The following is a 12,045-nucleotide window of genomic DNA, read 5'->3' as shown; positions in this document are numbered from 1 at the left end:
CGAGTTGATGCTATGGCTGTGTGAACATGGCATTTTGCCTTTGTACACGCCGCTTTCTGGCAGTTGGTTGAATATGGCTGAGTCGATCCAGCGCATCCTCAAGCGACGTGCGTTGGATGGTCAACATCCCGAAACGCCTCAACAGATCATGGACCGATTTGAGACCGCCGCCAAGGTATGGAATCAACATCCAACGCCGTTTGAATGGGGTGGCAAACGAGCGGTACGACGGCAACAAGGGCAAACAAGACGACAAGGCCATCGGCTAGGAGGCTCTGGAGCGGTTACTCAGGCTTTAGTTGCATGAAAAGTAATGGCGATGCTCATACCAAATGACCCACTAGTAATGCAGAGGAATAAGTCATGAACGAATATGACTTTACGCTGAAGTTTAGACTGCAGCCCCCAGACGTTGAAACCAAAACTGTTCAACTCGATCCCAACCACTATATTGAGCAACTCTACGAAAGTGGTTGTGATGATGCCTTAATCGGTGTTGGTAAACAAGGATTGATTTCACTCAATTTCAATCGTGAAGCACAATCTGCTTATGCTGCTATTGCGAGTGCCATCTCAGATGTCAAACAAGCCATCCCCTCCGCAAAGCTAATCGAAGCAAGTCCTGATTTTGTAGGACTTACGGATGTGGCTAAGGTTTTAGGCTGCACTCGACAAAATGTGCGGAATCTCATTATCAATGGTGTACCCAAGTCTCCGCTCCCGGTCTATGAGGGAACGCCTTCACTGTGGCACTTAGCAGACCTCTTGCTTTGGTTACAGACGGATAAAACCTATGAAATCGATAATGTTTTACTAGAAACGGCCCAAATGACGATGAAATTGAATGCGGCTAAGAGTTGGCAAAGAGTCGGATCAGAGCTTCAAGAGGACATCAAGTATTTAGTGGCCTAGGTGATGCTGCGGTAGAGATTGATCCTCAACAGCATCAACGGCTATTGTCAGCCTTTATGGCATGTCTTTAATTTTTACTTGTAGGCGTTCATCTCATCAAAGATGGTTTCAAATCAAACGATACCCGCTGCTCTGACCATTGCTGGCTCCGACAGTGGGGGCGGAGCAGGCATCCAAGCTGATCTACGAACCTTTGCCTTTCACCAGGTTCACGGCACGAGTGCCCTGACCTGTATTACAGCCCAAAACACAGTCGGTGTTAATCGCGTAGATGCCTTACCCCCAGAAGCTGTGGTGGCTCAAATTGACGCGGTAGTATCCGATATCGGTGTGCAAGCGGCCAAAACGGGAATGCTGCTTAATGCAGAAATTATGGCGGCGGTGGCGGCGGCTGTTCAGCGACAGCATATTCATCAATTGGTGGTCGATCCCGTGATGGTATCGCGGGCTGGGGTGGTACTGATTGGAGACGATGCGATCGCAACTCTCAAAACCACCCTTGTCCCCCAAGCCTTAATCCTTACCCCCAACCGCTATGAAGCCCAAATTCTCAGTGGGCTGGAGATTCATACACTCGAAGACATGCAAGCCGCTGCCCGAAGAATTTACGATCTGGGGCCAAAAAACGTCTTAGTTAAAGGCGGTGGAATGAACGATACGCTTTTAGGGATGGATATCTGGTTTGATGGTCACCAGATGGAGACCCTTAAGACGGAAACCGTTGCGACGACGAATACCCACGGCACGGGTTGTACATTATCGGCTGCGATCGCAGCTAATCTTGCTCTAGGCAAACCACCCCTCACGGCTGCCAAAGCCGCAAAAACCTACGTCACTCAAGCTTTGACACATGCCTTAGACATCGGTCAAGGACAAGGCCCCGTCGGCCATTGGTTTCCACTAGTATCTAAAGCACCAGAAGCTTTAGACTTTTCTCGCATCTGGAATTAAGATTTAAAGCTAGAATCACATATAATTTATCATTGAAAATGATCTCAACAAAGACCTCTCAAGAATAAAAAAATAAGGTGTTTATAAAAAACATTCATCTACATAAGTTTTATTTTTTATCCAGGGAGACAATTTAAAAAGTACTCAATACCATTAAGAATCTTACAAAAGATCATGAGTAAAAGTTCGACTTTTAAGTGGTACTATTCTCAATTCAGTCCTGTCTTTAGATGTAACTGTTTTACTACACTTGGCGCGATGATAGGACTCTCCATTTCTAGAGGTGGTGTATCTATTAGTCTATTTCTAAATTTCATAGCACTGGCACTTGTGTTGTCGTTCATCATGACACAAATTTCAATTTATTGCTTTCCAGTAGGTATCAATTCTGTAGAAATTAGGTCTTTTACTTTCAATTTACTTCACTGGAATCAAAGGATTAACTGGCATGACATTCAGAAAGTTAAATCAAGAACAATACTAGGGTTGCGTTACTTAGTTATTTCTGGCTCTAAAAAATGCCAAATATATGTGCCATTATTCTTATCTAAACAGCATCAATTTGAGCAAGAGCTAAAAGATCTTTTAGAAGACTCAAATCCTTTATTTCAAGCTCTTTTGTAGATTTGATACGTTCGTCGAAGCATAATTGAGAACAGACGTTATTGAGCTAAACTCCAACCGTCTCCAGATACACTAGGTCATGATCAGCGGGCCTGCTAGCCTCTGTTCACTGCCAAACGTTTGCTAGTCAGCTGTCCAAACCATGCCGCTTCAACTCCAAGCTTTGCTGCTAGCTATCACCACGATTTACCAAATCATTGCTTGCCTACTTGAAAACCGAACCTCACCGCCAGGGCAGCGCATTGATATCGGTGGCTATGCTCTGCACCTTCAGACAATGGGTACGGGCCAGCAAACTATTGTGTTAGACCACAGCTTAGGGGGCCTGGAAGGTTATCTGTTATTAAACAAACTCGCCCCTTTAGGCCGAGTCTATATCTATGATCGAGCGGGATATGGATGGAGCGATCATAGCCCTTACCCCAGAACTAGCAACCAGGTGGTTAAGGAATTAGACCTGCTATTAACCCACGCCAAAGTTGAACCACCCTATCTTCTAGTGGGAGATTCCTTTGGCAGCTACAACATGCGACTCTATGCCCATCGTTTTCCCAAAAAGGTGTCGGGATTAGTGCTAACCGATGGCCTCCATGAGCGAGCCATGCTGAACATGCCGTTTCAGCTCAAGGCCTTGAAGCTCTTCTTTATCTCCGGTTTTTTGATGTCAATTTTGGGGTCAGCCTTTGGCATCATTCGCTTGTTGCGGCTTTGCCAAGTATTTATGCTAGTGAAACCAACGTTAAAGAAGTATCCGCCTGTAGAGCTAACGCCCGTCACCCGATCCTTTTGCCGTCCCAAACATTGGATTACCATGTGTCGAGAGCTGTGGAATTTAGACCAGAGTGGACGCCAGCTCCGGGTAGCGGAGAGCTTAGGCACTTTACCTCTCGCTAGCATCAAGTCCCAGTCGTTTTTCAAACCGTCGCTGCTAACGAGGTTGGCACCACTGCGGAGTGCCAACCGTTTACGCGACAAAATCCATATCGATTTGATGCAGCTCTCTGCTGTTAGCAAACAGTTCCCTGCCAGCCATAGCAGTCATTTTGTGTGGGTCGATGAGCCTGAAGTGATGGTGGCGGCGGTGGAGTGGGTGCTGGCGAATCAGCCTGGAGCATGATGCTTGAACTCGCCCCTTGGCGTTCGGATTTAAGTCGAGCCTTACATCGGAATCGGTCGTTAGTCTATGCCCGCTACGCCCAGTTGGCAACGGTGCAGGCGAATCACCGCCCCGCCAATCGAACAGTGGTATTTCGCGGTTTTTTAGAGGACAGCAATACCCTTAAGTTTGTGACGGATCGGCGCAGCAACAAGGTTGAGCAGATTGCAGAAAATCCTTGGGGGGCATTGTGTTGGTATTTCCCGAAAACCCGTGAGCAGTTTCGGATTTCTGGAGAGTTGGCGGTGATCACGGCATTAGAGAAGGATGCAGCTCTGCTGCGCTTGCGAGAGACGGCTTGGCTGGCGTTGTCTGAGGGGGCGAGAACTCAATTCGCATGGCCTGATCCAGGACAACCTAAAAATAGGTCTGAAGTAGCTTCTCAGGAACCCACTGATTTCTCTATTTCCTTAGAAACATTTTGTTTGCTACTACTCGCTCCACAGACAGTTGATCACTTGGAGCTGCGGGAACAGCCCCACTGTCGCTGTAGCTATACCCTGAAAGCCGATGATACCTGGCAACAACAAGCACTCAACCCTTAAGCAAGGGCTGTTGCATATTTTAGAACTTCCAACACTTGAGCTGGATCACATCCATAGATTCCAGCACCCCTGCCGCATTTTGCCTGACTACTGCCCAAATCACACCCGTATCAATTCCCCTCCCTACAGGCAGTTGACCCCTCGTCTACTGGCACCGTATCCGCCTGATATTCTTGATAATCCTGGCGATCCTGAACTCTTTGGCTTTAGCTTGCCCATGGCTAAAATCTGTTGATTGGAACGGGTTACTGATCCAAGGAAGCCGATCTTAAGATTTGAACTTTAATAGGAGACCGTCCCACTATGCTTCCAGTAACAGCGAGGACTTGAGGGATCGGCAAAACGTACTGATTGCAGACAAGCCCTGACTAGGGCTGCCTTCACTCAACCGATTCACAAACGCACTGCCCACAATTGCAGCATCTGCTCCCCAATCCATCACTTGGCGAGCATGTTCGGTGCGTGAGATCCCAAAACCAACGCCGATGGGTTTGTCCGTGACTTGTCGTAAATCAGCGATTAAATCTTGGACGCGGTTTTCCACTTTGGTGCGCATCCCCGTGACGCCAGTGGTGCTGACTAGGTAGATAAAGCCTTGCGATTGCAACGCAATTTTCTCAATTCGTTCCTTTGAACTGGTGGGGGCGACCAGCAGAGTCACTTCAATGCCCAAGTTAGTCGCCTGCTGCAAGAGGCTCTCTGACTCTTCCAAGGGGAGATCCGGCACCACCAATCCCCGCACACCTGCCTTAGCGATTTGCTGTAGAAATTGAGTAACGCCTCGGTGGTAGATGGGATTGTAGTAGGTGAATAGAATCATCGGGGCACGAATCTCGGAGGACAGCTCAGTCACCATGCCTAAGACCTGATCGAGCCGGGTTCCCCGCTGTAAGGCCCGAGTTGCGGCTGCCTGGATCACAGGTCCATCCGCTAAGGGATCGGAATAGGGTACCCCTAATTCAATCAAATCCGCACCACTTGCATCCAGTTGGCGAAGCGCATTCGCGGTGGTTTCTAAATCTGGATCTCCAGCCGTTAAGAAGGGAATCAATGCGCATTGGCCACGATCGCGCAATTGGGCAAAACAATCAGAAACAGAAGTCATGACTATTCAGTCTCATCGTCAATAGAAGCTTGTAATGCTTCGAGTTCTTCCGGCGTCATTTCTTGCAGACGCTTTTCTAGCAGGGCATTCTCATAGTCCTCCCGCTGTTGGTTATAGGTCATATTGCCTGTCACCACCCGTAGGAAGTAGGACGCCACCCAGCCGACTAACCCCGCGGCAAAAATAACTTGGCTCCAGACCCCTGCACTTTGGGGTTCGATGCCGGCATATCGTAACCCGCCATAAAGTAGTCCCCCGGCCAAAAACACACCGAGGCCAATTGCGATCGCATCTATTCGGCGCATGGGCTCAAATTTTGCGAGGTTGGGGACGGAAATTCAAAAAAGGGCTGAGCAAAAGCAAACTGGGGAAGAACAAGAACACCAGAAAGTACATAAACCCACGCTCAAACGAACTGGCAACATACCAGCGCTTTTGGAGATAGAAATAGGTAATGGCAGGCATCACCAGCAGATAGCCCCCCAATAGTCCCAATAAGAGGATTAAATTGACAACCATAGAAATTGGATTTTCACTCGATTCCAAGGGATTCAGAATAGGCTGGCATACAGCCTGAAGGAATTGATCCTTCACATTTCGTTTTCTTATTCTACCGTGCAGGTTGCCTCCCCCTCAGAATTGAGGGGAGATCCCGGGGGGGTCCGCCACTTTAGGCCTGGACATTGTACTTAGGGTTACTCAGAGGCAAGCAATTTGGCAATTTTTTGCTCCAGTGCCTTCACCCGCTGGCCGAGTTGGGGGAGTTGCTTTATCGCAGCCATTGCCCGCAGCCACAGTCGGTGGTTTATCGCTGGATAACCCGCTACTTTCGAATCCGGCGCTAAAGACTGGTGGACCCCACTTTGAGCCGCAACTGTGGTGCGATCCCCCAGAGTGACTTGCCCGGAGATGCCCACTTGTCCCGCTAAAATCACCTGTTTCCCCAACGCCGTTGCCCCTGCTAACCCCGTCTGAGCACAAATGAGACTATCGGCCCCGATTTGGCAGCCATGGCCAACCTGCACCAGATTATCAATTTTGGTCCTAGCCCCGATGCGAGTCTCGCCCACTGCAGGGCGATCAATGGTTGTATTGCAACCGACGACGACCTGATCGTCGAGAATCACCTGGCCGGATTGCGGCATGGGCTGCCAGCGACGCTCCTGATCCGCAACCGGGACAAATCCAAAGCCTGCGGCCCCAATCACGGCCCCACTGTGAATCACACAGTCAGCCCCAATGATGGTGCGTTCATGAATCACACAGTTGGCATGGAGCACGGTGCGATCACCAATCGTTACCCCTGGGTAAAGGACAACATGGGGATGAATGTGCACCCCATCCCCCAACCTGACATCCGCTTGTATCACTGCATAAGCGCCCACCCCAATCCCCTGCCCCAGTTCAACCGTTGGATCAAGCACTGCGGTGGGATGGCAGCCCGGCGGTAGTTGCCAAGGTTGATAGAAATAGCTCAGGGCCTGGGCAAACCAATAGCGTGGGGATTCGGTGGCAATCCAGGCAATCCCTCTAGCGGTCGCTTTCCCTTGTAAGTCAAGATTAGGGGGCAGGATTAAGGCACTGGCCTGAGTCATTGCCAGTTGTGCCGTCCATTGGCTGCTTTCCACAAAGCTAAGCATCCCTGGTTCAGCCTGAGCCAGCGCGGCACAGCCTTTAATCGTGGGATCGGTTTGCGCAAGATTTGTAGCGATAGGGGCAAGGGCAAGCCGTTGAACCAGCTCACTGAGTTTCATTTTTTAGTTGCAAACTTGAGGTCATCCGTTCCCTATCATCCGGCATTTAAGTTTCAACTACAGTACCCGCATGCGCTTAATCTTCCACTGATCTTGTTCCCGGACCAGCTCATAGCGAACGCGATAGGTATCATCCTTATAGACATCTGTTCCCTGTTGGTCTCCTGCAGAGAACGTCTTGGCTGTCTCAGTGACCGTGGCCTCTACCGTCGCTTCAGTTGGGCTCTTTTGCTGAATGGCATTAATTTTCAGATCATCAAAGGAGTATGTCCAATAAACTTGATTCGCTTGCTCGGACTGAGCACCCGCTTTCCACTCAGAGAGGCTGGGCTCTGCCAAAATTTTGTCTAGGGAAGTAATTTGGTGATCTTGGCCCATGGCCTCGGCTTTTGCGGTTTGCCAAGATTGAATAATCTGCCGAGCACTCGTAGTGGTGATTGCATCGGTGGCGGCAGGCGCAGGTGTGGGGCTCGCGACCGGAGGGCTCGCTGGTGCAGTTGGGCTTGGACTCGCAGGTGACGGAATAGGGTCGGGACTGGCGGGACTGGGTGCACTCGGTTCAGAGGGGGGATTATCTGCCCCGGAAACCGGATCGTCTTGACGCGAACATTGGCTGATCATGCCAAATAAAGCCAGTAAAACTAGGGCTACAGCGCCTGCGGCAAAGAACCATCGACGGTATTGTAGTTGCGATCGCGGGCGGCGAGTTCGTTGCGGAGCCTCATTCGAAACATCACTACGATTCCCATCACGATCGGCAATCGAAGCACCGGCCCTTGTCGGGGAAGATGTAGAGCCGTTTCGTACCTTTGTAGGCCGTTGTTGAGGACTGCTATTCTTATCTGCAGACGGGAAAGCCGTAACGTTTGGGATGGCAGGTTTTGTGTTGTGCGGGGATGGCTGCTGCCTGGAGACTGGACGACGGGCTTTCTGCGCAGAAAGCCGACCCTCCTTCGCCGAACTCAACGTCTCTCGGCCTTGTTGCGCCAGCAGCGGTAAATCTGCAGATGTCGTAACAGCAGGCATCCGCGGTGATACAGGTTCAGGGGCTAGGGCATTGAGATAGTCTTGAATATGCTCGTCATTAAAATAATTTTGGAGAGATACTTGGACTTCAGCTAGATCCCTAAAATAGGGATAAACTTCCTGTTGAAGCCATCGCTCAGTATATAAAAACAAACCTGGGACTAAGTCCTCTGACCCTTCTGAGTATTGATGAATAAATTCCAAAGACTCCTGATCGCGGCTAAGAGGCAATGTTTGAATCGCTGCCCCAGGCTGGCCTAAGAGCAGGTAACACATTGATTTTTCAACATGAATATCTTGCCGATCGGCCAGTTGTGTAAAAGTCGTTTTTGCCTGTTGTATATATTCCGGTTGACCTTGAGAACAGCCTCGAGCAACTAGCGTATAGGCCCATAGATACCGAGCTACCGCAGAGGGTCGGTCGGTTTCTCTTTCAAACAGCTCTTGCTGCTCTTGAACCGTCAAATGGCATCGTAATTGCTGAATAAACCGTAGAAAATCGTCGACGCTTAATCCTGATCGGTCATCCTGGGCACCATCAATCCCCCCCCGCTCATCCAGCATTGTTTGCAACAGAGTAAACCCTTGTTGGCGCTTTGCTGTATCCGTCTCTGGGACAGCGAGTAACTCTAAGATCCGGTAAGGACGAAGTTTGTAAAGATCCTGTTCTATCTCAGTTTGAACGGAGGGGAATAACTGCTCTTGAGTCAACAACTTAAGTCCAGACTGTAAAACATCGGAAGCCTTCTCAAATTGTTTTTGTTGCCAGCATTCGCGCCCTGCTTCCATATTAGCCAACGCCATGGCCAATATGACATCCTCATCCGTACTGCCATTCGACGAGGGCAAACGATTGAGATCAATTGTCCGTTGCAAATAAGCTGACCCCAGCTGGGCAATCCGCTCATAGTCACTTTGTTCCTGGAGCAACAATAAAGCCCCCACGAGTTGATTCTCCTGCAGTTCCATGCCCTCAACTTCGGAAAGAGCAGGCTCCGCTAAAATAGACTCATCGTAGGCAGTGCGCGCATTGGAGTCGGAAAGTACTGCATGGGCATCCTGAAGAAGCTGAGTTCGGGCCGCTATGGCTGCTTTAGAATACTCTTGGCGGGGGAGTTGCTGGCAACGATCGGCAAACGCCTGTTCAATCTGTTCTGGTGTCGATTGAATTGGCACACCCAAAATTTGATATAAGTCTAAAGGAATACGCACTATTCAGTATCCTTGTGAGCCATTTACCGGAAGTGAACAACAAACAGAGTCAAGAAGAATCAAGACAGCAAAGCATTTGAAAATATCATAACCTGCTGCTTGTAAACGTATACTCAATAGAGGTTCAGTAACGTATATTCATAGCAGCTTAACAAGAAGGTTGACAATTCACCTGCAACCGCTTGCCCGTTATGATGCTGGATTATTGAGATCTAAGCATTCCCTAAAAGCTAGACGTTGCCTACTGTCTCACCCCAACGAGTTTAGTTTCGGCGACATCACCCCAACTGAGGACACTATACATCAATGGTTCAAGAAAGAGTTCTACCCAAATTCCCTACTCCTAAAATCACCATCACTCGTGATGAAGGACTGATCCTTTATGAGGATATGGTTTTGGGACGGGCCTTTGAAGATAAGTGTGCCGAGATGTACTATCGGGGCAAAATGTTTGGCTTTGTTCACCTTTATAACGGCCAAGAAGCCGTCTCAACTGGGATTGCAAAGACCATGCGACCAGATGATTTTATCTGTAGTACCTACCGAGATCATGTTCATGCCCTGAGCGCAGGCGTTCCGGCTCGGCAAGTGATGGCAGAACTCTTTGGCAAAGAAACCGGCTGCAGCAAAGGACGGGGCGGCTCCATGCACTTGTTCTCATCCGAACATAACTTGATTGGGGGGTTTGCCTTTGTGGCCGAAGGAATTCCAGTTGCCACCGGAGTGGCCTTTCAAAGCCGTTACCGCCGAGAGGCAATGGGCGATCCATCATCTGATCAGGTAACCGCCTGCTTCTTTGGAGATGGAGCCAGCAACAACGGTCAATTCTTTGAGTGCCTCAATATGGCATCTCTCTGGAAGCTCCCCATCCTTTTTGTTGTGGAAAACAACAAATGGGCGATTGGTATGGCCCATGAGCGAGCCAGTTCAGAAACTGAGATTTACAAAAAAGCCAAAGTCTTTGGCATGGCAGGGGTTGAAGTCGATGGTATGGACGTCTTAGCAGTTCGGGAAGTTGCCCAAACCGCTATTGCTCGTGCCCGGGCTGGAGAAGGCCCGACTCTGATTGAAGCCCTAACATATCGGTTCCGGGGACATTCCTTGGCCGATCCCGACGAACTGAGATCAGAAGCAGAAAAGGAAGAATGGTTAGCCCGCGATCCCATTCAACGGTTTCAAACCTATCTTGTAGAGCAAAAGCTGGTGAAAAAAGAAGAATTGGCTGACATCGACAAAAAAATACACGGTGTTATTGAAGATGCCGTTCAGTTTGCAGAAGAAAGTCCAGATCCCAAACCAGAAGATCTCTACCGTTATATTTTTGTAGATGACTAAACTCAAAAATTCTGAATAGATAGATATTTTGAGGACTTTCAGCTTAACCACAGCCCATCAGCCAAATATAGCCGCCTGGTGACCAACAAGGTTTGATTCAGATGCTTCCTCGCAACCCTATCCCCACCGTTGATATCATTATCGAAATGTGGGATCGGCCTCATCGCCCCATTATTTTAATTGAACGTCAAAATCCCCCTTTGGGTTGGGCATTGCCAGGTGGTTTTGTTGATTATGGCGAATCTGTAGAAACAGCGGCAATCAGGGAAGCAAAGGAAGAAACCTGTTTAGATGTTGATTTACTGAAACAATTTCATGTCTATTCTTCCCCTAACCGTGATCCGCGTCAACATACTCTAAGTGTTGTATTTATTGCCAAAGCCATCGGTAACCCGCAAGCAGCAGATGATGCAAAAAACCTGAATTTGTTCGGGCTGTGGCAATTGCCTAGCAAATTATCCTTCGATCACGATCAAATACTGAATGATTATCAAAATTATCGAAACTACTCTTGGAGCCATTCATTGTAACTGGTCTATTTACTGGCGACAAGCTAGTCTTCTTTGGGAGGGTGGACGGTAACCTTCCCGTTCTTTCCAAACGATATTTCACCACCTAAGCGTTTGATATTTTTAATGGCTCGCTGACGCCCATCGTCATCTACTGCATTTACAAGTACTAGCAACCAACCATTGATTTGTGCATTCTTGCTATTAGGTTTATTAGCTAAAAACTTTACTGTTCGGGCTGATAAGGCACTAAGACGTTGACTATCAGGATCACTATTTTCTTGAGACCATTCCACAACTTTTTTATATGAATTTTGTGCGGACTGGTTGTCCCCTAAAAAGAGTAATTCATCAGTTGCTTTATATAGCCATACTAAATACGCATTGGGATCCGATGCGGGCTCAAGAGATTGCAACCCTTTATCTAGTAACTGGATACTACGCTGAGGTTGACCAGCTTTAAGAGAAACAGAGGTTGATAGAAACAAATAGGGTCGAATAAAGCGAGGATCTCGTTTGATAATTACCTCAAAAAAATCTGGACTTAGACCATAGCCCGTTCTCTTACGAGCTGCACTATCACCGAAATACTGAAGAAAGTTGAGGAAGACCCAGTCAGAAACTAGGTTGTCAAACCCAAAATCTGGCAATTGACGTAGAAGCTTTAAACTAGCTTGTTGATGTCTCAAATCAGTTTCATACTTTAAAGAATTCTGAATCTGATCCGCTTGAGTGCTCAATTGGGCTAGCTTAGAGGTTTGCAAAAATCCAATTGCGGATAAGCAGCCCAAAGCAATGGCTACAGGTACAATTTTATGGCTAATTTGTCTGCCAAACATGACAATAAGAACTTCAATATCTAAAGTATTTTAGACAAAAAATTGATGTATATCTCTAGAGCTTCCTATAGAATGCC

Annotated in this window: 13 protein-coding genes and 1 pseudogene; 8 read left to right on the top strand and 6 right to left on the bottom strand. The window is 48.2% G+C overall.

Features of this window, described 5'->3' with window-relative positions; translation table 11 throughout:
- From Q0991_RS17670 to Q0991_RS17645, 6 genes and pseudogenes are all read left to right on the top strand, one after another.
- Positions 1-307 (top strand): annotated as a pseudogene (locus tag Q0991_RS17670) (transposase); the annotation flags it as partial.
- Between the two features lie 56 nt (positions 308-363).
- Positions 364-912, top strand: coding sequence for a DNA-binding protein (locus Q0991_RS17665; protein WP_299490770.1), 549 nt, complete (start codon positions 364-366; stop codon positions 910-912).
- Positions 913-1,014: 102 nt separating this feature from the next.
- Complete coding sequence (gene thiD / locus Q0991_RS17660) at positions 1,015-1,863, top strand: bifunctional hydroxymethylpyrimidine kinase/phosphomethylpyrimidine kinase (protein WP_299490768.1); 849 nt, start codon at positions 1,015-1,017, stop codon at positions 1,861-1,863.
- A gap of 345 nt (positions 1,864-2,208) precedes the next feature.
- Complete coding sequence (locus tag Q0991_RS17655) at positions 2,209-2,487, top strand: hypothetical protein (RefSeq protein ID WP_299490767.1); 279 nt, start codon at positions 2,209-2,211, stop codon at positions 2,485-2,487.
- A gap of 142 nt (positions 2,488-2,629) precedes the next feature.
- On the top strand, positions 2,630-3,604 hold the full coding sequence (locus tag Q0991_RS17650; RefSeq protein WP_299490765.1) for an alpha/beta hydrolase: 975 nt from the start codon (positions 2,630-2,632) through the stop codon (positions 3,602-3,604).
- On the top strand, positions 3,604-4,188 hold the full coding sequence (locus Q0991_RS17645) for an Npun_F5749 family FMN-dependent PPOX-type flavoprotein (RefSeq protein WP_366524997.1): 585 nt from the start codon (positions 3,604-3,606) through the stop codon (positions 4,186-4,188). The genes Q0991_RS17650 and Q0991_RS17645 overlap by 1 nt, the downstream gene beginning before the upstream one ends.
- Positions 4,189-4,489: 301 nt before the next feature.
- On the opposite strand, the gene trpA is transcribed toward Q0991_RS17645, so the two are convergent.
- From trpA to Q0991_RS17620, 5 genes are all read right to left on the bottom strand, one after another.
- On the bottom strand, positions 4,490-5,293 hold the full coding sequence (gene trpA / locus Q0991_RS17640) for a tryptophan synthase subunit alpha (RefSeq protein ID WP_299490762.1): 804 nt from the start codon (positions 5,291-5,293) through the stop codon (positions 4,490-4,492).
- 2 nt (positions 5,294-5,295) lie between these two features.
- A complete protein-coding gene (locus tag Q0991_RS17635) occupies positions 5,296-5,598 on the bottom strand; it encodes a DUF3007 family protein (protein ID WP_299490760.1) in 303 nt (100 codons plus the stop codon).
- Positions 5,599-5,602: 4 nt separating this feature from the next.
- Positions 5,603-5,812 carry an NAD(P)H-quinone oxidoreductase subunit L gene (gene ndhL / locus Q0991_RS17630; RefSeq protein WP_299490758.1) on the bottom strand — a complete coding sequence of 70 codons (210 nt, stop codon included), beginning with the start codon at positions 5,810-5,812 and terminating at the stop codon, positions 5,603-5,605.
- Positions 5,813-5,988: 176 nt separating this feature from the next.
- A complete protein-coding gene (lpxD, locus tag Q0991_RS17625) occupies positions 5,989-7,047 on the bottom strand; it encodes a UDP-3-O-(3-hydroxymyristoyl)glucosamine N-acyltransferase (RefSeq protein WP_299490755.1) in 1,059 nt (352 codons plus the stop codon).
- 57 nt (positions 7,048-7,104) lie between these two features.
- Positions 7,105-9,285, bottom strand: coding sequence for an IMS domain-containing protein (locus tag Q0991_RS17620; RefSeq protein WP_299490753.1), 2,181 nt, complete (start codon positions 9,283-9,285; stop codon positions 7,105-7,107).
- A gap of 306 nt (positions 9,286-9,591) precedes the next feature.
- On the opposite strand from Q0991_RS17620, the gene pdhA reads away from it, so the two are divergent.
- Both pdhA and Q0991_RS17610 read left to right on the top strand, forming a co-directional pair.
- Positions 9,592-10,620, top strand: coding sequence for a pyruvate dehydrogenase (acetyl-transferring) E1 component subunit alpha (gene pdhA / locus Q0991_RS17615; protein ID WP_299490751.1), 1,029 nt, complete (start codon positions 9,592-9,594; stop codon positions 10,618-10,620).
- A 101-nt stretch (positions 10,621-10,721) separates the two neighbouring features.
- Positions 10,722-11,150 carry an NUDIX hydrolase gene (locus Q0991_RS17610; RefSeq protein ID WP_299490749.1) on the top strand — a complete coding sequence of 143 codons (429 nt, stop codon included), beginning with the start codon at positions 10,722-10,724 and terminating at the stop codon, positions 11,148-11,150.
- A gap of 23 nt (positions 11,151-11,173) precedes the next feature.
- Here the strand turns inward: Q0991_RS17610 and Q0991_RS17605 are convergent, their stop codons facing one another.
- Positions 11,174-11,968, bottom strand: coding sequence for a hypothetical protein (locus tag Q0991_RS17605; RefSeq protein WP_299490747.1), 795 nt, complete (start codon positions 11,966-11,968; stop codon positions 11,174-11,176).
- Positions 11,969-12,045 lie beyond the last annotated feature (77 nt).

Source organism: Acaryochloris sp. IP29b_bin.137, from assembly GCF_028285745.1.
In the GTDB taxonomy this organism is placed as follows: Bacteria; Cyanobacteriota; Cyanobacteriia; order Thermosynechococcales; family Thermosynechococcaceae; genus Acaryochloris.
This window is presented reverse-complemented; position numbering and strand designations above follow the sequence as displayed.

Bases quoted from the DNA above. Each gene is read 5' to 3' on its own strand.
- ndhL (WP_299490758.1), bottom strand. From the start codon at position 5,812: ATGGTTGTCAATTTAATCCTCTTATTGGGACTATTGGGGGGCTATCTG.
- Q0991_RS17665 (WP_299490770.1), top strand. From the start codon at position 364: ATGAACGAATATGACTTTACGCTGAAGTTTAGACTGCAGCCCCCAGAC.
- Q0991_RS17635 (WP_299490760.1), bottom strand. From the start codon at position 5,598: ATGCGCCGAATAGATGCGATCGCAATTGGCCTCGGTGTGTTTTTGGCC.
- pdhA (WP_299490751.1), top strand. From the start codon at position 9,592: ATGGTTCAAGAAAGAGTTCTACCCAAATTCCCTACTCCTAAAATCACC.
- trpA (WP_299490762.1), bottom strand. From the start codon at position 5,293: ATGACTTCTGTTTCTGATTGTTTTGCCCAATTGCGCGATCGTGGCCAA.
- Q0991_RS17610 (WP_299490749.1), top strand. From the start codon at position 10,722: ATGCTTCCTCGCAACCCTATCCCCACCGTTGATATCATTATCGAAATG.
- Q0991_RS17605 (WP_299490747.1), bottom strand. From the start codon at position 11,968: ATGTTTGGCAGACAAATTAGCCATAAAATTGTACCTGTAGCCATTGCT.
- Q0991_RS17655 (WP_299490767.1), top strand. From the start codon at position 2,209: ATGACACAAATTTCAATTTATTGCTTTCCAGTAGGTATCAATTCTGTA.
- lpxD (WP_299490755.1), bottom strand. From the start codon at position 7,047: ATGAAACTCAGTGAGCTGGTTCAACGGCTTGCCCTTGCCCCTATCGCT.
- thiD (WP_299490768.1), top strand. From the start codon at position 1,015: ATGGTTTCAAATCAAACGATACCCGCTGCTCTGACCATTGCTGGCTCC.
- Q0991_RS17645 (WP_366524997.1), top strand. From the start codon at position 3,604: ATGCTTGAACTCGCCCCTTGGCGTTCGGATTTAAGTCGAGCCTTACAT.
- Q0991_RS17650 (WP_299490765.1), top strand. From the start codon at position 2,630: ATGCCGCTTCAACTCCAAGCTTTGCTGCTAGCTATCACCACGATTTAC.